This window comes from Litoribrevibacter albus (assembly GCF_030159995.1).
Classification (GTDB): domain Bacteria; phylum Pseudomonadota; class Gammaproteobacteria; order Pseudomonadales; family Litoribrevibacteraceae; genus Litoribrevibacter; species Litoribrevibacter albus.
The window spans coordinates 14752-33396 of record NZ_BSNM01000016.1 but is presented as its reverse complement, the minus strand read 5'-3'; the positions used below and the strand labels follow the sequence as shown (position 1 = coordinate 33396).

Sequence of the window (18645 nt, the reverse complement as noted above, 5' to 3'; positions counted from 1 at the left end):
TTATTTTGACCAGTCTAGTGTTTTTAGCGGGACTTGTATTGTTAAAAAATGTTAGGGAAATTGGCTGTCGTGTTTTGTTGTTCAGGTGTCGTGTAGGGGTAAAGTAGGGTGAGAAAGAAATTTCTTAGAGGCTAATACGAAAAAAGCCCGCTATGAAAGCGAGCTTTTAAAATAAGTGGTAGCAACGGGCAGACTTGAACTGCCGACCCCAGCATTATGAGTGCTGTGCTCTAACCAGCTGAGCTACGTTGCCACTTCAGGCTGCGCATTATGCGGATCGAGAAAGTCTCTGTCAACATATATGCGCTAATTTTTTACAATTTTTTTAATATCTATTTGCAGGGCTAAACGTTAAAACGGAAATGAACGACATCGCCGTCTTTTACAACGTAATCTTTTCCTTCCAGACGCCATTTGCCGGCTTCTTTAGCGCCGGATTCACCCTTATATTCAATGAAGTCGTCATAACCGATTACTTCAGCACGGATGAAACCCTTCTCAAAGTCTGTGTGGATCACTCCAGCAGCTTGTGGTGCGGTTGCGCCGACTTTTACTGTCCATGCGCGTACTTCTTTTACGCCTGCTGTGAAATAGGTCTGAAGGCCTAATAGCTCATAGCCTGCACGGATAACACGATCCAGACCTGGTTCTTCCATACCCAGATCTTCAAGAAACTCTTCTTTCTCTTCGTCGTCCAGTTCTGCGATCTCTGCTTCCAACTTATTACAGATAGGAACAACCACGGCGCCTTCTTTCTCTGCAATGGCACGAACAGTGTCCAGATGCGGGTTATCTTCGAAGCCTTCTTCATCCACGTTGGCGATGTACATGGTTGGTTTGTTGGTGATTAAGTGGAATTGCTTTACTTCTTTCCACTCATCGTCCGAAAGTTCCAGAGTACGAGCTGGGTTGCCTTCTTCGAAGTGTGCTATCAGTCGCTCCAGTAGCTCTTTCTGCTTGATCGCTTCTTTATTACCGCTTTTAGCGACACGTTGAACTCGTTGAAGTTGTTTTTCAACGCTTTCAAGATCCGCCAAAATCAGTTCCATGTTGATCACTTCTACATCATCAGCAGGGTCAATTTTGTTTTCTACGTGAATTACATTGTCATTTTCGAAGCAGCGAACCACGTGTGCAATCGCATCGGTTTCACGAATGTTGGCAAGGAACTGGTTGCCTAGACCTTCACCTTTGGAAGCGCCTTTCACAAGGCCTGCAATGTCTACGAATTCCATAGTTGTAGGTAGAACGCGTTCAGGGTTAACAATTGCTTCAAGCTTGTCTAGACGAGGGTCAGGCATAGGTACAACGCCTGAGTTCGGCTCAATGGTACAGAAAGGGAAGTTCTCTGCATCAATTTCTGCTTTGGTTAAGGCATTAAACAGAGTTGATTTTCCTACGTTAGGTAGGCCGACGATACCGCACTTAAAACCCATGAGTGATTCCCGTATGTATAGGAGCAAGGACTGGTTAGACGTTTGCTCGAAAGGTTCGATGTAATAGAAATTTTGAAAGGGGGTATTATAGGGTTTTTTACGATCAGGTATAGGGGATAGATGATTTTCTAGACAGCCCGACGCGAAGTTAAATCAAGAGGATGTATTTTCAGGCTCGGTGCGTTTGGGAATCAGGTTTTCGGGGGTTCGCTTTTCAGGCGCTAGGCTTTAAAACTATGCAACTGGTTCATCGCTTTCGATGTGTCGCCCGCCAGGAAAGTTGGTAATATTCGAGCCGCTTCATCGATAGTGGCTTCAATGGCCTGCATTTCGGTTACTGGTGCTTTTTTCAGAACATAGTTCGCGACCAATTTACTGTCGCCAGGGTGTCCGATACCTAAACGTAGACGATGAAATTCTTTGCTGTTGGCTAGACAACGAATAATGTCTTTCAGTCCATTATGACCGCCGTGACCGCCGCCTTTTTTGAGCTTGGCTGTGCCGGGAGGGATGTCTAATTCGTCATGTACAACGAGAATTTCTTCGGGAGAGATTTTGAAGAAGTTGGCAAGAGGGCCGACCGCTTGACCACTGCGGTTCATGTAGGTCATTGGCTTGAGAAGATGAACTTCCTCGCCATTAATTCTTACTTTGCAGTATTCACCTGCGTATTTTTTTTCCAGCTTGAAGTTACCCTGGTATTGTCGGGCAATTTCATCCAGAAAAAGAAAACCGGCATTGTGACGTGTTTGTTCGTATTCTGCGCCTGGATTTCCCAGACCTACGATTAAACGAATGTCACTCATGCCGGTTCCTTAGCTACTTCCTGAGAAGAGTTATTCTTTCGAATTACTCTGCAGCAGCTTCGTCATCAGCGCTTGCTTTCTTAGCAGCGATAGATGCGATTGCTAGATCGTGGTCAGCACCAAGAGCCAACTGAACTAGAGTTACACCTTTTGGAAGTGCGATGTCTGAAAGGTGAAGAGTTGCGCCTGCTTCAACTTCAGCCATATCTACTTCGATGAACTCAGGTAGGTTGCTTAGAGTACATTTGATCTGAACGTCTGCAACGTTGTGAGTGATCTTACCACCTTGCTGCTTAACACCTACACATGTCTCTTCGTTGATGAAGTGTAGAGGAACAGTTTTAGTGATAACAGTGCTCTTAGTTACGCGTAGGAAGTCAGCGTGATAGATCACTGGCTTAGCTGGGTGACGCTGTAGATCTTTGATGATCACTTGCTCAGCTTTGTCAGCTACATTCAATGTAATAACGTGAGAGAAAAACGCTTCGCTTTGAAGAGCTTTGTCCAACTCGTTTGCAGCAAGAGTGATTGCTTGTGGCTTACGGTTTTTAGCACCACCGTAAACGATAGCAGGTACTTTGCCAGCTTCGCGACGTAGGCGGCGGCTCGCACCTTTCCCCTGATCTTCGCGAACTTCTGCGTTTAATACGAAATCAACCATGGTATATACCTCATAATTTCCTATCTGCTTGCGACCAGTCAGATAGGAAGTAGTTTAAGCCCGATTATTCGGGGTGTATTCCTCAGTGTATGGGCTAATTAAATGGTGTTAATTAGCGGAACCGCAATTTTTAGCGGAACATAGCACTGATGGATTCTTCGTTGCTGATCCGGCGAACCGATTCAGCCAGTAGACCTGCAACACTCAACTGACGGATGCGTGGGCTGTTCGCCGCAGCTTCGTTCAAAGGAATGGTGTCGGTTACTACTAACTCATCTACATGAGACGAGTTCAATCTTTCAACAGCAGGGCCAGACAGTACAGGGTGAGTACAGTAAGCCACTACTTTTTCTGCGCCGTTTGCTTTCAACGCGGCAGCTGCTTGGCAAAGTGTGCCGGCAGTATCTACCATGTCATCAATCAATACACAGGTACGGCCTTCAACGTCACCGATGATGTGCATGATTTCAGCTTCGTTTGCACGAGGACGACGCTTGTCGATAATCGCTAGCTCATCGCCCAGCAGTTTTGCCAGAGCACGAGCTCGAACAACACCGCCAACGTCTGGAGAAACTACAGTTAGTTTTTCGTAATCTTGACGTTCGATGTCATCCAGCAATACCGGAGAACCATAAATGTTATCTACCGGGATGCTAAAGAAACCTTGAATTTGGTCTGCGTGCAGATCCATGGTTAGTACACGGTCGATGCCTGATGTTTGCATCATGTCTGCAACAACGCGCGCACTGATAGGTACACGAGCTGAACGAGGACGACGGTCCTGACGTGCGTAACCGAAATAAGGAACAACAGCAGTAATCCTTGCTGCAGAGGCTCGACGCAGCGCGTCAGCCATAATGATCAGTTCCATGATATTATCGTTTGTTGGGACACAGGTGGATTGAACGATGAAAACATCCTTACCACGTACGTTTTCATTCAGTTCTACCTGAATTTCACCATCACTGAACTGACCAACTGTTGCATCACCCATTGTAATGCAAAGCTGATCAACCACCTTTTTAGCGAGTTCCGGGTTGGCATTACCCGTAAAGACCATTAGTTTGGACACTTCGCGGCACCTTTGAAGGGAGCTGGTTGAACACTAGGGTTAATCTTGCTTTTTGGCTGAGGTAGGAGGATTTGAACCTCCGCATGACGGGATCAAAACCCGTTGCCTTACCGCTTGGCTATACCCCAACATTTTCACAGGAAGTTATTAACAGAGCGTTAGCTAGGTCAATCCTTTCTAAAAAGTTAGTTCCTGTAACACTCTGTGGGCAGGATTGTCGTTCATGCCTTTGGCAACAAATATAGCAGTTGAATCTGCATATTGTTGGGCAACGGCCAGAGCTTCGCTTTCTGTAGGAAACTCTGCGAACACACACGCTCCTGTTCCGGTTAGCTTTGAAGGGCTAAATTTAGCTAGCCATTTCAGTGCTTGATCAACCTCAGAATAGAGCGCCCGTACGACATTTTCGCAGTCATTATGACCACCATGCTCAAGAGCGGCCGATATTTTGAGGGTTGGCGTGTTTCTAGTCAAGTCGGGATGGGAAAAAATTTCCGCAGTGCTGATATGGGCATTAGGTTTAATAACGACGTACCAGGGGGTGTTTGGAGAAACGGGTGTCAGGTGCTCTCCAACACCTTCCGCAAAAGCAGCGGTGCCGTTAACAAAAACGGGGACGTCTGCTCCCAGCTTTAAACCGATTGCGCGCAACTGCTCTAGGCTTTGTTGGCATTGCCATAATTCATTCAGTACTAATAGCGTCGTTGCAGCATCTGAGCTGCCGCCTCCCAATCCTGCACCGGAGGGAATGCGCTTTTCGTACTTAATGCGTATCCCTTGGGGGGCTTGTCGATAGGGCAGCAAAGCTGTTGCTGCTTTATATATGAGGTTGTCTTTTTCTTCGATGATTTCAGACGTTGAATGTGCATTCTGCTGGGTAACCCGGATTTCATCGGTATCTGTTAGAGTGAACTCTAGTGTGTCGGACAAATCGATGAACTGGAAAATTGTTTGTAGCTCGTGATAGCCATCGCTTCTTTGATTGGTGATGTGTAAAAAGAGGTTAAGTTTGGCGGGTGCGGGAACGCTTAAAGTTGTAGGTGTTTGTTTCATGATTTTGACTGGTTATCAATTATGGCGGGTAACTTCTGGTTTTGACTGGGATGAAAATACTTATTTGAGCGTCCAGTCAGACAGTACCAGGCTCACTTTATGTCCATTATATCTGGCAATAATTTTGTGCGGTAAGGCAATGGGTGTGTTTTGCTTGGTTTTGTGCTTTTCATAATTCACCAGGCGAATGTCCCAGCCTTGTTGGTTAAGTCGGGCTAATTGTCCGCTGGGATTAAAATGCTGACTGGTTACCGGCGAGTTAGGATCGGGAATGCCTTTAACCCAGTATTTCAGCGCATTGATTGGGAATTCCCAGTCGAGATACCGTTCCAGAGCAATTTCTGTTGGTAGGGTGCGTTGATTATTCTCATCTACATGAATAGTGACCAGATCCTGGTTGCCATGAAGATCTAAACCACCAAACCCCAGTGTGCCACGAATGTTGATGGAGAAATCATAGTCGTCTTGTTGCCAATCGATGTAGCCCGTTTGGCTTTGGTTTGGTGTGATAACGCCTACTTTTCCTGAAAGTGTCCAGTGTTTCACTTCGCTTACCTGCTTCAGGTGTTGTTGCCATTGTGCAGGTGTTTGGGTGGATGTTTCCGCAGAATCCTCTGGCAACTCATGGATGCTGGTACATCCAGAGATGCCAAGAATGATTAGTAGCGCTAATCCAAAAATACGCATTAAATTCTCCTGCTTGGGGTTATTGCTGGTTAGCAGGTGATGCGTCTTCAGCGGATTCCTGTGGGTTTTTGTGATTAACGTTAATATTAAAACGTTTTAGTGTTTCCAGAAGTGTTGGGCCATTTGGATTGTGGCGAAGACCGTCAATCCAAATCTTTAGCGCCTGGTCTTTCTTGTTTTGAACCCAAAGCACTTCACCTAAGTGAGCCGCCACTTCCTGGTCTTTAAACATTTGATAGGCTTTTAGCAGCAGAACTTCGGCTTTTTCATAGTCTCTAAGTTTAAAGTAGATCCAGCCCAGACTATCAATAATGGCTGGGTCATTAGGATTCAGGATATAGGCGCGCTCAATATAGCTTTGTGCTTCTTCTAAGCGATCTGTCTTGTCAGCCAATGTATAGCCAAGGGCGTTTAACGTGATGGCATTGTTTGGATCTTGAATCAAAATTGTCTTCAAGTCACTTTCCATGCCTTCGATGTTTCCTTTTAGATCATGCACCATAGCACGACCGTAGAGTAGATTACCGTCGGTTGGTTCGAGCTCGATGGCTTCGTTGTATAAGGCGAGTGCTTCGTCAAGATTGCTCGCTTCACGAACTAATTCCGCTTCAATTTGGATCAGGCGAGGTATTTTGTTTGGTTGGCTGGAGTGTAGCTCTCTCAGGTATTGGCGAGCACTGGCCAGTGATTGAGAGTCTTTCAATAGGGTTGCCGTACGAGTAACGGCTGAAATGAGGTTTTTGCCTTCTTGTACCGATTTGTAGGCCTCAATAGCTTGATCAGTATGGTGCTGCTGTTCATGTAATTGGCCTAAGAAATACCAGGCATTATCACGCTGTTTTGTTTGGGTTGCGGCAAGGAAAAGATCTTCAGCCGCTTTATATTGACCTAGCTCAGCGTTAATTAGGGCGGCCGAGATTAGAATTTCATCGTCGCTTGGATGAGTTTGGGTCAGCGAATTCAGGATATCCAGAGCATCATCGGTTTGTTGGTTATCCGCCAATGCCTGACCGTAAAGAAGGCCCAGGGTTTTGTCCCCTGTGTATTTGTCCCAGCCTTCTTCGAGAGTGTTGACTGTGGCTTCGTTTTGGCCAGCTCGGGAGTATAGTTTCGCCAGCATGATGTAATGTGGTGGCGTCATCTCCCCAGACTTTTTAAGCGTGATCATCGCCTCGAGTGCTTCTTGGTCTCGGCCGTAATCACTGAGTAGTAGTGCTTTGGTGAAGTGCAGGCGAATGTGGTTTGGATGTTCTGAAATGATTCTGCTCAAGCCATCGATCAGGGGTTGTTGAAGTTCTTTTGGGAGTTCTTTACCGGTAAGGTAAATTTGCTCAAGGCTGATGGATTCGGTCAGCGCTAACGCATCCTTGAGTGCGGTAATGGACTTATCGACTTCGTGTTGTTTAAGCCAGCTGTTGGCAGCCGTTAAATGGGCGTGAATGTTTTGTTTGTCGTTTTCACGCCAGATGTCAGCCGCTTCAGCCGCCGCCAGAGGTTCGTTGAGATACTGGGCGATACGGGAAGCACGAGCCGCAACGTACGGATCTTGGGTGTTTTTGGCTTCGTCGAGGTAGTAACTCAGCGCAAGGTCGTACTGGCTGCGTTGACCGGCGATTTCGGCGACTAAAAGGTTGTAGAGTGTTTCAGTTTGAAAAGGACGGGTTGGATACTCTTCTGGAGTTTGAGATTGGGCCTCTTGAGTGGGTGCCTGATCCGTCTGATCGGAGGTGGATGTATTGGTAAAGGTAGCGCATCCACTTAATAAAATTATTGCTGACCAGAGCAGGTGTCTCATGGTGTGTCCTTAAAACTGAAATTGTTGTCGATGGCACTAACACTACCAGCTTAATGCTGCGAAAAAAAGCAGAAAAAAAAGTACATTAATACAGGAAAACCATGGATAATATCTGGTTTTTAATTTCTCGGAAGCTAAGGGTCTTCTGAATGAGTCTGCAATGATCTTGCGGTGCTTATTTGAGGGGTTTTCTTAGGGATCACAGAGCTTAAGTCGATACAGCATGGCGTTAGGAATTTTTGGCATAAATCATAAAACTGCAACCGTTGAGGTGAGGGAAAAAGTTTCCTTCAATCCTGAAGTGGTTGTGGACGCATTGCATCGACTAAAAGATCAGGTGGGTGTTTCCGAGGCGGCTATTTTGTCGACCTGCAATCGCACAGAAATTTATTTTTCTGCAAACGAAGACATCAGTGCGCCGTTGATTAAGTGGATGGCGCACTTTCATCAGGTTGATCCGAATGATCTGGAAATGGCTGCTTATATCCATAAGGATGAAGAAGCCTGTCGTCATATTATGCGCGTTGCCTGTGGTCTGGATTCGCTGGTGTTGGGTGAGCCTCAGATATTGGGTCAGCTTAAATCCAGTTACAGTGTCGCACGAGAGGCGGGTAGTGCTCAGTCAACACTCATGCGCTTGTTTGAATCGTCGTTTTCTATTGCAAAGCAAGTGCGTACTGAAACGGCCATTGGCGAGAACCCTGTATCTGTGGCTTTTGCCGCTGTGAGTCTCTCTAAACATATCTTCTCTGATCTTTCCAAATGTAATGTGCTTTTAATCGGTGCGGGTGAAACCATCGATTTGGTGACTAAGCATATTAAAGAGCAGGGCGTGTCGAAGATTGTGGTGGCCAACCGAACGTTAACGCGAGCGGAAGAGCTTGCTAAGCGCTTCTCTGCCAAAGCCATTATGTTGTCGGATATTCCTGATTATTTGCCGGATGCGGATATTGTTATTTCATCTACGGCCAGCCAGCTTCCGATACTAGGGAAGGGCATGGTGGAGCGTGCGATGAAAAAACGCCGTTTTAAACCGGTGTTTATGGCCGATATTGCTGTTCCTCGGGATATTGAGCCTCAGGTGGCGGATCTGGAAGATGTGTACCTCTACACCGTAGATGACCTTCATGAAGTGGTAGAGGAAAACCGCAAGAGCCGACAGAAAGCAGCTGAGCATGCTGAGCAGCTGGTTGGCTATGGGGTTGAGAAGTTTCAGCAGCAGCTTCGCAGTCTCGATGCAGTTTCTACTTTAACGGCGTTTCGTCAGCAGGCCGCTGAAATTTCAGATGCGGAGCTGGAGAAGTCTTTGGCTCAGTTAAAGAAAGGTGTATCGCCTGAGCGAGTACTTACTCAAATGGCTCGCAGTCTTACCAATAAACTCATACATGAACCGACGGTGAATATTCGCCAAGCCAGTTCAGAAGGTCGTTTGGAACTGATAGACTCTGCTCGCGAGTTGTTCGGTTTAAATGATGCCTCCCAAAATGAATCTCAGGATTCTTAGCTCGTCTAACCTTTTATAACCAAGTGCTGAGAATCGCTAACCAGTAAACGAATAAGTTGTAATCTATGAAAGCTTCAATCCTAGAAAAATTAGACAACCTGTGTGATCGCTATGAAGAGGTTGGCGCGTTGTTAAGTGATCCTGATGTGATTTCAGATCAGGACAAATTCCGTTCTTTGTCGAAAGAGTATTCGGAAATCGAGCCGGTAGTGAAATGTTTTGGTGATTACAAGCAGGCTCAGGACGACCTTGAAGAAGCAAAGTTGTTGATGGATGACCCGGACCCTGAAATGAAGGCAATGGGCCAGGAAGAATTTGGCACCTGTCAGGATAATATCGAAGCCTTGGAGTTGGATCTGCAGAAGTTGTTGCTTCCGAAAGACCCGAACGACAATAAAAACGTCTATCTGGAAATTCGTGCTGGTACGGGTGGTGATGAAGCCGCTATTTTCTCGGGCGATTTGTTCCGTATGTATTCTCGCTATGCAGAAACGCAAGGCTGGCGCATCGAAATTATCAGTCAGAACGAAGGTGAGCATGGCGGCTATAAAGAGATTATCACCCGTGTTGTCGGTCAGGACGTATACTCACGCTTGAAGTTTGAGTCAGGGGCGCACCGTGTTCAGCGTGTTCCTGAAACTGAATCTCAGGGCCGCGTTCATACCTCTGCGTGTACAGTGGCGATCATGCCGGAAGCTGATGAGCTGGAAGAAGTGAATATCGATAAGAACGACCTTCGTATCGATACATTCCGTGCATCCGGTGCCGGTGGTCAGCACGTGAACAAAACCGACTCGGCTATTCGTATTACCCATATTCCAACGGGTGTGGTGGTCGAGTGTCAGGACGAGCGTTCTCAGCATAAGAACCGTGCAAAAGCGATGTCACTATTGGCGACGCGTTTGAAGTCAGCTCAAGAAGAAGCAGCTCAAAAAGAACAGGCCGATCAGCGTAAGAGTTTGGTGGGAAGTGGTGATCGTTCTGAGCGTATTCGTACCTATAACTACCCACAGGGGCGTGTTACCGATCACCGTATCAACCTGACCTTGTATAAGTTATCAGAAGTAATGGAAGGCGATCTGGGGAGTTTGATTCAGCCTCTGGTGAACGAGCATCAGGCAGAATTGTTGACCGAACTTGGCGGTTAATTTTGGAAAAAACCGTGTTTCCTGAAACGTCTGCTCCTATCTCAGAATGGTTGGCAAAAGCAGTAGCGCTTTTGCCTCATTCAGAATCGGCCAAGCTGGATCTTGAGGTCCTGCTTTGCCACACTCTCGATAAATCCCGCACTTTTCTCTATACCTGGCCTGAAACTCAGTTAACGCATGATCAATACCTGACGTTAACTGCGTGCGTTGAACGTCGTCAGCAAGGGCATCCTGTTGCGCACCTTGTGGGCTATAAAGAATTCTGGTCACTGCCTTTAAAGGTTACGCCGACCACTTTGATTCCTCGCCCTGATACCGAAACCTTGATTGAGTGGGTGCTGGATCATTTTTCGGAGGATGTCAGTGAAGGTTCACAACGCACTGATTCTCACAACACTGATTCACACAACACTGCAGTACAAAGCATAGGTCCTCATAAAAAAGCGGTGGATTTGGGAACGGGAACCGGCGCCATTGCCCTGGCATTAGCCTCTGAGTATCCCTCCTGGGAGATCTCAGGGTGTGATCGGGTTCCTGAAGCGGTTGAACTCGCTCGGTTCAATGCCTCAACACTCGGCCTTGAAAAGGTTCGTTTTTTCCAGAGTAACTGGTTTGAACAGTTTGATTTGGCGAATGAGTCAGAGAGTTATCATTTAATCATTAGTAATCCCCCGTATATTGCTGAGTGCGATAAGCATCTTGAGGAAGGGGATGTGGTGTTTGAGCCAAAGAGCGCGTTGGTTGCCGGAGATGATGGGTTGGATGATATTCGGTTGATTGTTCGTGAATCTCTGGTTTTTTTGGCTGAGGGTGGTTGTTTGTTGATTGAGCACGGCTATGATCAGGCATCAAGTGTTGCAGCCTTATTTGTTGAAGCTGGTTATCTCGGCGTGGGCTCGGGGCAAGACTATGGTGGTAATGATCGTTTTACCTTTGGATGGAAGAATAAAGTAGGAAGTAAGGGGTAGGTTATGACGGTTGAATTGTCGGATGATCAGTTGCTTCGGTACAGTCGCCAAATAATGTTGTCGCAGGTGGATATTGAAGGCCAACAACGTATTAGTGCTTCCTCCATGCTTATTATTGGTGCCGGTGGGTTGGGTAACCCTGCGGCTATGTATCTTGCTTCCGCTGGCGTTGGTCGTTTGGTGTTGGTCGATGACGATGTTGTTGATCAGACCAATTTGCAGAGACAGGTGGCGTTTACTCAGGCGCAAGTCGGGATATCCAAGGTTCAGGCGTTAGCTAAACGTGTTTTGGCGAATAACTCTGAGGTGACGGTTGAGACTGTTGATTATCGATTGGATGACTCATCGCTGTTGGCTGCCATTGCGAGCGTGGATGTGGTTCTGGATTGTACCGATAACTTTGATAGTCGCTTCTTAATCAATCGTCAGTGCTGGAGCGCTGGTGTGCCTTTGGTGTCGGCGGCGGCGATTGGTTTTGAGGGGCAGTTGTCGGTTTATCATCCGGGGGTGGACTCATCGCCGTGTTATCAGTGCTTGTACGGTGAAGTGGAAGCGCAAGAGTTAACCTGTTCTGAGAGCGGTGTGCTGGGGCCAGTGGTTGGCTCGCAAGGCGTATTGCAGGCATTAGAAGCTCTAAAACTGGTTGCGAAAATTGGCCAGCCGTTGATTGGCCGTTTGCAGGTGTTTGATGCCCTGAATCATGAATGGCGTATGATCAAGCTTCGAAAAGACCCTGAATGTCCGGTGTGCGGGACGCATTAAGTATTTGTTCTGTGTTTGGGTTAGGATCGCCAATTCAGGAAGCTTGCCAGTACTTGAAATCGCCCCTGCTCGACCCCAAATAAATGACGAATGAAATCCAGATCGGATTTACAACTGACCAGCATCGTTCATAATCATTAATAGCTCTATTTGTTTTGATCGATTTGTCGCTTAGTGTTTTATTGGGTTTTGCAGCTATGAATCATCTACCAATCTTTCCTTTGAATGTCGTTATGTTTCCGGGAATGCGCCTGGATCTTAGGATTTTTGAGCCGCGTTATCTCGATATGGTGGCGGAATGCTTTAAGGAAGGATATGGATTTGTGGTGTGTCGTATCCGAAAAGACAGTTCAGATGTGTTAAGTCAGACCTTTGAGTCGGTTGGTACAGTGGTTCGCATTGTAGACTTTACTCAATTGAAAAACGGCATGTTGGGTATTACCGTCGAAGGCGTGGAGCGAGTCCGGGTGTCAGCGCCCTACTGTGATAAACAGCATTTGGTGCGAGCGGATATCGAAGAGATGAATGCTGAACTACAGATGTCCACAGAGGTGGAGCATGAAGAGTTGGTGATCATGCTAAAGCACCTGGAGAAACACCCTGCCATCAAGCATCGTGATATTGCCTACAACGATGCGTCTTCCATTAGTTGGCGTTTGGCTGAGCTTCTGCCTTTTGAAGGTGCGGAAAAGCAAATGCTGCTTGAAATGAATCATCCCTACGATCGCTTGGATGAAATCTATCGATTGCTGGATAAGTATCAGAAATAATCCAGCTAATTTCTTTTCTTATTACTCTTATCTGTTTTGCGTTTGTCAGGCTTTGTTATCGGTCTAGGGGTTATGAGGTGACGAAGTCCAGCCAGATATAGCGTTGCAGTTGATTCTCAAACTCTAACCAGTAATAACCGGCATAACCTGCAGCCAAGGCAATAGGAAGCCAGAGGTCATATCTTTTCATTGTTAAAGAGTGTTGATTGAACGGGCTGTAGATGAGTCGGGCGAGTGACACAATGAGTGCGCCGAGCAATAGTCCACAAATGACATCACTGAACCAGTGCACGCCCAGTAACACTCGTGAAATGCCAACCAAAAACGCCAGAATCACTGCGCCGAGATACAGAGGCCAACGGCGATGGGTGACAACTTCCTGAGCCATAAAGCTGGCAATTAATCCAAAATATACGGTGGCGCCTACCGTATGTCCGCTTGGAAAGGAGTGTCCGGGAAAAGGGGTTACCAACACTTCTGGGCGGGTTAACTCAAATGCTTCTTTTAATACGGTTACTAATACATAGCTTAATCCGGTTACTGCGGCGATTAGAATAATGACGCTGTATTGTCGTTTGATTACCAAATAAAGGCTGAATAGTCCTGCGCAAAAGTAGAGTAGGTTGGGGTCACCGAGCATGGTGAGAGCCACCAACCAGGTCTGTGCCGATTCTGAATGCAGTTGTTTGGCGAGACTGAGTAATGTGGTGTCTGTAAAAAGCGGGTGAGAGGCATAATCTACCCAGAATACCCAGCCAAGGAAGAGCGTCAGACAAGTTAATAGTGTTAATAGTGAGGGTAATGGAAAGCTGGGGTCATCTTGTCGAGGCGCTGACAATTTATGCCAGATGCTCTCTAGTGTGTCATTTGAGGTGAAGAGTTTCTTCATGTAGCGGTATATGGAACGATCCGGATGCAGATTCTGGTATACCCAAACGGCGAGAGCAATAAAGCCGCAGAGTAGAATGATGGTGGTGAAGAAAACAGTTTTAAAATTCTCTGGCAGGCTGATGTTGAGTCGCATCGCAGCGCCGATAATGTAGCCAGGGATAACGTAGCAAATAGCCCAGCCAACGGCGGAGATAATGTTTACGGCCAGAAACTTACCACTGGGCATTGCCAGCATTCCGGCAATCATTGGGATAATCGGGCGCACCGGTCCGACAAAGCGCCCGACGAAAATACTTTTTCCGCCGTGCTGATCGAAAAAACTCTGTCCTTGTTGTAACCATTGTGGATTTCGGTTGAAGGGCCAGAACGATGGGATGCGGTCTTTAAAGGTTCGCCCAAAGTAAAAGCTTACGGCGTCACCGAGAACGGCTCCAAAAAAAGACCATATGAGCACCGCTTGCAATGAGAAGTCCTGATTGCCTGCCATGACCATCAGCGCAAACATTAAGAAGGCACCTGGCATGATGAGTCCGATAATGGCGAGGGATTCGCTGAATGCTGTCAGGAATACACCTAATAAAAACCACTCAGGGTTGAGATTTAGCCAGTCTAGAATTGAGTCAAAGGACATAAGTGCTCAACATCAGGGTCAATTGAAATGCCGGTGTGTATCGGCAGGCGTTATGCAGCCACAAGTGTATGCATTAAATAATGAATTTCCAGTGACAGAGCGCATTCAATGCGTCATTTCTGTTTTTGGAATGACAGTTTTTGAGCAAACACTATTGATGAGCAAGCTTGTTAATCAAACGTTATTGCCGACCAAAGTTAGAGGCCATGCGACGATAGCAGCGCTCAATCAGGTTGATTGGCGCAGTGTCGTTACTGTTCAGAGTGGCCGTGCTGGTACGGACTTTGATTGCGCTGATCAGTCCCCAGGATTCATCCCGAACCATGCGAACCACCTTTTCATCAATCACCACAACACCATCTTGGCCTGTGTTTGGCAGGATAAGCCAGAACTGGTGGTCTTCGGCGTGAAATAGAATGTCGCCGGTACGGGTAATTTGATTCAGAAAACGCCCGAGTTTAATGAGCACTTGCGCCGCTTCTTCTTTGCCTTCGAGTTCTTTGAGTTTGGGGTAGTCGTCAATTTCGATCAGCATCACGGATAGCGCGTTTTTGGATACTTTAGCGCGTTCCACTTCTTCCAGAAGTTGTTGTTGGAAAACTGAAAAGTCAGGTAATTTTGTTGAAGGGTGCGCTTTGGCGGCTTTAAAGAGTTGTTTTGAGTGGATTTTTCGATGATAAGCAAACAGACCCGAGAATAGGAACATAAAGCTCAGTCCTGAAATGGCCTGATACTGTAATCCTAATAAATTGTTTTCGTTGCTGGTGAGAATTAAGCAGAGAATAAAAATCGTTGAGCTGATACTGGCGGTGGCCAGTGGTTGGGTCATAAAAAACAGCATTGGCAGGGTGTACATCCAAACCATGGTGGTTGAATGTAAGAGTTCGATTTCATTGAGTAGAATGAAGGCAATTAGAACAAAACCTGCGTAGCCGAAACGATCATTATTTACTTCGGATTTATTTAACCAGCGAATTATAGCCAGTAGGGTGAACAGCAAGCCGGCCGGAACATTGATGGATAGCGCGGCAATGTAACCCTCAAAAAACTGGTGAAAACTGATGATGATTAAAACACTGGCCAGTAATCCATACGCCAGTGCGGTGATCTTGTTTTGTATTGATCGATCAAATAGCTCAAGCTTCATGGCATACCACCTGCTGATTATCCTTGCAGCAAAGCAGCGCTGCTCGTCCTTTGCTGATGACCTCGGCGCTGGTGTCTCCGATATTAAGACTGGTCACGCCTGCTTTGAATTGGAGGTCTGGGTGCTGGCTTTGTGCTTGTTCCAGGCGGGATGCTATTTCGTCCTTTGTTGCGTAAGGATGGATGATGGCAATCTTTCGGTGACTGTGATGAAAGACCTGATCGAAAGGGCGAATGCTTTTCTGGATGAAGGCGATGACTGGTTCCCAGGAAAATGTTTGATGTTTCTGGGTAGGGAATTCAATCAAACTGTAACTGAGGCCGCTGCCTTCACGTTCGGCGCGTTGAATTTCCCGGTCGAGTGCCGGTTTCAGTTCTTGGCGTAAATGCCACCCGGTTTTTTTGTTAAAAATGTCCAGAGCTGCAAGTCGCAGCAGCATCTGATCTTTTAAAAACGCCATGAGTAAACACAGCGCGCACACCATAATAAATGTCAGTAGGGTCGGGAGAGCGTTTTCCTGTGTTGGCATCAGATATATCATGGTGAAGATCAGGGCTGAGTAAATGCCAATGGAAATCAGGTTTAACCGGAAGGTCATAAAATTAATCAGCAGAATCGGAATTAAATAAATCCAGGGCGAAAGCTGCGAGCGTAATAAAAAGGGTAAGACTACAGTGATTAGGAAAAGTGAGGCTACGATCACTACGCCACTGACTTCACGGCCTTTCGACGGCGTTTGGAAGCTGAGTAAAATGAGCACCAGGGTCAGTGGTAAGGTCAGAAATAGAGATTGGGTGTTTAATAAGTTGTCTGCTCTGATCATAACGATCACAGAGAATACCGCCACAATAATGGCGATGGCGATACTGGTTTCCAGCTTTCTGCTGGAAAAAACAAGGGTGTCGAATCCGGGCGTTTTCATTATTTTAATTACTGCTTAAAGGATTATGACTACTGAACATACAATCTGACTGCTAATACCGTTATAATGGAAGTATTTCCCCATGATCGCTAGTCAAAGTTGATCAAAAATCGATGAAGATTGTATTCAGTTACGGATTTTGAATGGATATTAAAGCATATATGGAAGAGCTTGGGCAGAGTGCCCGTGCGGCTTCCCGTGTCATTGCAGCAGCAACGACCAATCAAAAGAATCAGGCCTTGTTAGCTATGGCTGATTCGCTAGAACAATCTCGCAGTGAATTAATGACCGCAAATCAAAAAGATCTGGAGCGTGGCAAGTCGAATGGTTTGGACGCCGCCTTACTTGATCGTCTTGAACTGACAGATGCTCGTATCGATACCATGATTGAAGGTTTGCGTCAGGTTGCAGCACTTCAGGACCCAGTGGGTGAAATTACCGACATGGCTTACCGCCCGTCGGGCATTCAGATCGGAAAAATGCGTGTGCCACTAGGTGTAATCGGGATCATTTATGAGTCTCGTCCTAATGTGACTGTTGAAGCGGCGAGCCTGTGTTTGAAATCAGGTAATGCCACTATTTTGCGTGGTGGTTCCGAAGCGATTGAATCCAATCAGGCGGTTGCAAAGTGTATTCGCGAAGGTCTGGCAAAAGCAGGTTTGCCTGAGTCGGCTGTGCAAGTAGTTGAAACGACTGACCGTGCGGCCGTTGGCGAGTTAATCACTATGCCTGAATATGTGGATGTAATTGTGCCTCGTGGTGGTAAAGGTCTGATTGAACGCATCAGTCGTGATGCGAAAGTGACCGTGATTAAGCATTTGGACGGTATCTGTCATGTCTATATCGATGACCAGGCCGATTTGACCAAAGCTGTGAATATTGCTGTGAATGCCAAGACGCACCGCTATGGTACCTGTAATACTATGGAAACCTTGTTGGTTGCCAAGACACGCGTAGCGGACGTGTTACCAGAATTGATCTCAGCATATCAGGAAGCAGGCGTTGAATTGCGCGGTTGCTCTGTGTGTTGTGATTTCTCGCCGGCTTTTATAGCGGCAACAGAAGAAGATTGGTCGACGGAGTATCTTGCACCCATTCTGTCTGTGAAAGTGGTGGAGTCTATGGCTGAAGCCATTGATCACATCAACAAGTATGGCTCTCATCATACGGATGCGATCATTACAGAGAACTATACTAAGAGTCGTCAATTCATAACCGAAGTTGATTCCAGTTCGGTGATGGTCAATGCCTCTACTCGATTCGCTGATGGCTTTGAGTATGGGTTAGGTGCTGAGATTGGTATCTCTACTGACAAGATTCATGCGCGTGGACCTGTTGGGTTGGACGGATTGACCTCTCAGAAATATGTTGTGTTGGGTGACGGTCATATCCGTCGTTAATGTATTGCTGTAAAGCATTTAAAATTGAAGTGAAATATGGACTCTCAGAGTTTAAAAGAAAAAGTTGTTGATCTACTTGAAGACATGAAAGCAAATGAAATCACTTGCTTGGATGTAAAAGATCAAACTAGTGTTACAGACTATATGATCGTTGCCTCTGGAACCTCTTCCCGTCATGTGAAATCGATTGCAGATTACGTTGCGGAAGAAATGAAGAAAGAGGGCGTAAACCCAATAGGTACCGAGGGTGAACGTGCGGCTGAATGGGTGTTGATTGATTTTGGTGATGTGGTGGTACATGTGATGATGCCAACAGCCCGAGATCATTATGACCTTGAGCGTTTATGGTCTGGGCTGGCTCCAAATCGCGATCAAGAGCAGCCTGCTGGTTAATATTACTATTAGACAGGCTGTTTACTTGGCTGATCAATGTTATTGCTTATGGTAATGACGTGATCAGCCTTGTTGTTTGAAGACATCATTATTTATACGCACTGTATACACGCACTATGAAAATACGTTTGATCGCTGTTGGAACAAAAATGCCTTCCTGGGTGACACAGGGTTATGACGAGTACGCACGTCGTATGCCTTCGGATATGAGTCTCGAATTATGTGAGATTACTCCGGGGCAGCGGGGTAAAGGCCGCGATGTCGCTCGTGCTATGCAAAAAGAAGGCGATGCCATGCTGGCCGCGATTGCCCCTTCTGATTATGTGGTTGCGCTTGAGGTATTGGGTAAGTCTTGGTCTACTGAGCAATTATCTGAACAAATGGAAGGTTGGCGAATGAATGGGCGTGATGTTGCGTTGCTGGTGGGTGGGCCGGAAGGTCTGGATGCTCGCTGTGTTGCCAGAGCCGACGTGAAGTGGTCCTTATCTTCGTTAACTTTGCCTCATCCTATGGTTCGATTGCTGGTTTCAGAACAAATCTATCGAGCCTGGTCGATCATTTGTAATCATCCCTATCACAGAGCCGGTTAAGGATATGAA

Annotated in this window: 18 protein-coding genes and 2 tRNA genes; 8 read left to right on the top strand and 12 right to left on the bottom strand. The window is 46.5% G+C overall.

Going from position 1 to position 18645, the window contains the following annotated elements:
- Positions 1–176: 176 nt before the first annotated feature.
- The 9 genes from QQL66_RS14955 to QQL66_RS14915 form a co-directional block, all read right to left on the bottom strand.
- Positions 177–253: transfer RNA gene (locus QQL66_RS14955), tRNA-Met, on the bottom strand.
- A gap of 91 nt (positions 254–344) precedes the next feature.
- Positions 345–1436: a redox-regulated ATPase YchF gene (gene ychF, locus QQL66_RS14950; RefSeq protein ID WP_284382476.1), complete on the bottom strand. Its 1092-nt coding sequence runs from the start codon at positions 1434–1436 to the stop codon at positions 345–347.
- 221 nt (positions 1437–1657) lie between these two features.
- Complete coding sequence (pth, locus tag QQL66_RS14945; protein ID WP_284382474.1) at positions 1658–2242, bottom strand: aminoacyl-tRNA hydrolase; 585 nt, start codon at positions 2240–2242, stop codon at positions 1658–1660.
- Between the two features lie 43 nt (positions 2243–2285).
- The gene (locus QQL66_RS14940; RefSeq protein WP_284382473.1) at positions 2286–2903 is read right to left on the bottom strand and encodes a 50S ribosomal protein L25/general stress protein Ctc; all 618 of its coding nucleotides are present in this window, start codon (positions 2901–2903) and stop codon (positions 2286–2288) included.
- Between the two features lie 130 nt (positions 2904–3033).
- Complete coding sequence (locus QQL66_RS14935) at positions 3034–3975, bottom strand: ribose-phosphate pyrophosphokinase (protein WP_284382472.1); 942 nt, start codon at positions 3973–3975, stop codon at positions 3034–3036.
- A gap of 53 nt (positions 3976–4028) precedes the next feature.
- Positions 4029–4103 (bottom strand) — tRNA-Gln (locus QQL66_RS14930).
- Positions 4104–4152: 49 nt separating this feature from the next.
- The gene (gene ispE, locus QQL66_RS14925) at positions 4153–5028 is read right to left on the bottom strand and encodes a 4-(cytidine 5'-diphospho)-2-C-methyl-D-erythritol kinase (RefSeq protein WP_284382470.1); all 876 of its coding nucleotides are present in this window, start codon (positions 5026–5028) and stop codon (positions 4153–4155) included.
- Positions 5029–5088: 60 nt separating this feature from the next.
- Positions 5089–5715: a lipoprotein insertase outer membrane protein LolB gene (lolB, locus tag QQL66_RS14920; protein WP_284382469.1), complete on the bottom strand. Its 627-nt coding sequence runs from the start codon at positions 5713–5715 to the stop codon at positions 5089–5091.
- Between the two features lie 19 nt (positions 5716–5734).
- Entirely contained in the window at positions 5735–7510 is a 1776-nt protein-coding gene (locus QQL66_RS14915; protein ID WP_284382468.1) for a tetratricopeptide repeat protein, read from the bottom strand.
- 223 nt (positions 7511–7733) lie between these two features.
- Here QQL66_RS14915 and hemA point away from each other — a divergent pair, with 223 nt between their 5' ends.
- From hemA to QQL66_RS14890, 5 genes are all read left to right on the top strand, one after another.
- A complete protein-coding gene (gene hemA, locus QQL66_RS14910) occupies positions 7734–9014 on the top strand; it encodes a glutamyl-tRNA reductase (RefSeq protein ID WP_284382467.1) in 1281 nt (426 codons plus the stop codon).
- Positions 9015–9079: 65 nt separating this feature from the next.
- Positions 9080–10162, top strand: coding sequence for a peptide chain release factor 1 (gene prfA / locus QQL66_RS14905; protein WP_284382466.1), 1083 nt, complete (start codon positions 9080–9082; stop codon positions 10160–10162).
- A 2-nt stretch (positions 10163–10164) separates the two neighbouring features.
- A complete protein-coding gene (gene prmC / locus QQL66_RS14900) occupies positions 10165–11130 on the top strand; it encodes a peptide chain release factor N(5)-glutamine methyltransferase (RefSeq protein WP_284382465.1) in 966 nt (321 codons plus the stop codon).
- Positions 11131–11133: 3 nt separating this feature from the next.
- Complete coding sequence (locus tag QQL66_RS14895; RefSeq protein ID WP_284382463.1) at positions 11134–11892, top strand: HesA/MoeB/ThiF family protein; 759 nt, start codon at positions 11134–11136, stop codon at positions 11890–11892.
- 197 nt (positions 11893–12089) lie between these two features.
- The gene (locus tag QQL66_RS14890) at positions 12090–12662 is read left to right on the top strand and encodes an LON peptidase substrate-binding domain-containing protein (protein ID WP_284382462.1); all 573 of its coding nucleotides are present in this window, start codon (positions 12090–12092) and stop codon (positions 12660–12662) included.
- A 70-nt stretch (positions 12663–12732) separates the two neighbouring features.
- Here QQL66_RS14890 and QQL66_RS14885 read toward each other — a convergent pair whose 3' ends face one another.
- The 3 genes from QQL66_RS14885 to QQL66_RS14875 form a co-directional block, all read right to left on the bottom strand.
- Positions 12733–14184: a bifunctional DedA family/phosphatase PAP2 family protein gene (locus tag QQL66_RS14885; protein ID WP_284382461.1), complete on the bottom strand. Its 1452-nt coding sequence runs from the start codon at positions 14182–14184 to the stop codon at positions 12733–12735.
- Positions 14185–14365: 181 nt separating this feature from the next.
- Entirely contained in the window at positions 14366–15331 is a 966-nt protein-coding gene (locus QQL66_RS14880; protein ID WP_284382460.1) for a diguanylate cyclase domain-containing protein, read from the bottom strand.
- A complete protein-coding gene (locus tag QQL66_RS14875) occupies positions 15321–16253 on the bottom strand; it encodes a hypothetical protein (protein ID WP_284382459.1) in 933 nt (310 codons plus the stop codon). Before QQL66_RS14875 ends, QQL66_RS14880 begins: the two co-directional genes overlap by 11 nt.
- A 143-nt stretch (positions 16254–16396) precedes the next feature.
- Between QQL66_RS14875 and QQL66_RS14870 the strand changes: the two genes are divergently transcribed.
- The 3 genes from QQL66_RS14870 to rlmH all read left to right on the top strand — a co-directional run bounded on the left by QQL66_RS14870 (position 16397) and on the right by rlmH (position 18636).
- Entirely contained in the window at positions 16397–17653 is a 1257-nt protein-coding gene (locus tag QQL66_RS14870) for a glutamate-5-semialdehyde dehydrogenase (protein ID WP_284382458.1), read from the top strand.
- A 36-nt stretch (positions 17654–17689) separates the two neighbouring features.
- Complete coding sequence (rsfS, locus tag QQL66_RS14865) at positions 17690–18046, top strand: ribosome silencing factor (protein ID WP_284382457.1); 357 nt, start codon at positions 17690–17692, stop codon at positions 18044–18046.
- Between the two features lie 116 nt (positions 18047–18162).
- Positions 18163–18636: a 23S rRNA (pseudouridine(1915)-N(3))-methyltransferase RlmH gene (rlmH, locus tag QQL66_RS14860; RefSeq protein WP_284382456.1), complete on the top strand. Its 474-nt coding sequence runs from the start codon at positions 18163–18165 to the stop codon at positions 18634–18636.
- Positions 18637–18645 lie beyond the last annotated feature (9 nt).

Bases quoted from the DNA above. Each gene is read 5' to 3' on its own strand.
- ychF (WP_284382476.1), bottom strand. From the start codon at position 1,436: ATGGGTTTTAAGTGCGGTATCGTCGGCCTACCTAACGTAGGAAAATCA.
- pth (WP_284382474.1), bottom strand. From the start codon at position 2,242: ATGAGTGACATTCGTTTAATCGTAGGTCTGGGAAATCCAGGCGCAGAA.
- QQL66_RS14940 (WP_284382473.1), bottom strand. From the start codon at position 2,903: ATGGTTGATTTCGTATTAAACGCAGAAGTTCGCGAAGATCAGGGGAAA.
- ispE (WP_284382470.1), bottom strand. From the start codon at position 5,028: ATGAAACAAACACCTACAACTTTAAGCGTTCCCGCACCCGCCAAACTT.
- lolB (WP_284382469.1), bottom strand. From the start codon at position 5,715: ATGCGTATTTTTGGATTAGCGCTACTAATCATTCTTGGCATCTCTGGA.
- QQL66_RS14915 (WP_284382468.1), bottom strand. From the start codon at position 7,510: ATGAGACACCTGCTCTGGTCAGCAATAATTTTATTAAGTGGATGCGCT.
- hemA (WP_284382467.1), top strand. From the start codon at position 7,734: ATGGCGTTAGGAATTTTTGGCATAAATCATAAAACTGCAACCGTTGAG.
- prfA (WP_284382466.1), top strand. From the start codon at position 9,080: ATGAAAGCTTCAATCCTAGAAAAATTAGACAACCTGTGTGATCGCTAT.
- QQL66_RS14895 (WP_284382463.1), top strand. From the start codon at position 11,134: ATGACGGTTGAATTGTCGGATGATCAGTTGCTTCGGTACAGTCGCCAA.
- QQL66_RS14890 (WP_284382462.1), top strand. From the start codon at position 12,090: ATGAATCATCTACCAATCTTTCCTTTGAATGTCGTTATGTTTCCGGGA.
- QQL66_RS14885 (WP_284382461.1), bottom strand. From the start codon at position 14,184: ATGTCCTTTGACTCAATTCTAGACTGGCTAAATCTCAACCCTGAGTGG.
- QQL66_RS14880 (WP_284382460.1), bottom strand. From the start codon at position 15,331: ATGAAGCTTGAGCTATTTGATCGATCAATACAAAACAAGATCACCGCA.
- QQL66_RS14875 (WP_284382459.1), bottom strand. From the start codon at position 16,253: ATGAAAACGCCCGGATTCGACACCCTTGTTTTTTCCAGCAGAAAGCTG.
- QQL66_RS14870 (WP_284382458.1), top strand. From the start codon at position 16,397: ATGGATATTAAAGCATATATGGAAGAGCTTGGGCAGAGTGCCCGTGCG.
- rsfS (WP_284382457.1), top strand. From the start codon at position 17,690: ATGGACTCTCAGAGTTTAAAAGAAAAAGTTGTTGATCTACTTGAAGAC.
- rlmH (WP_284382456.1), top strand. From the start codon at position 18,163: ATGAAAATACGTTTGATCGCTGTTGGAACAAAAATGCCTTCCTGGGTG.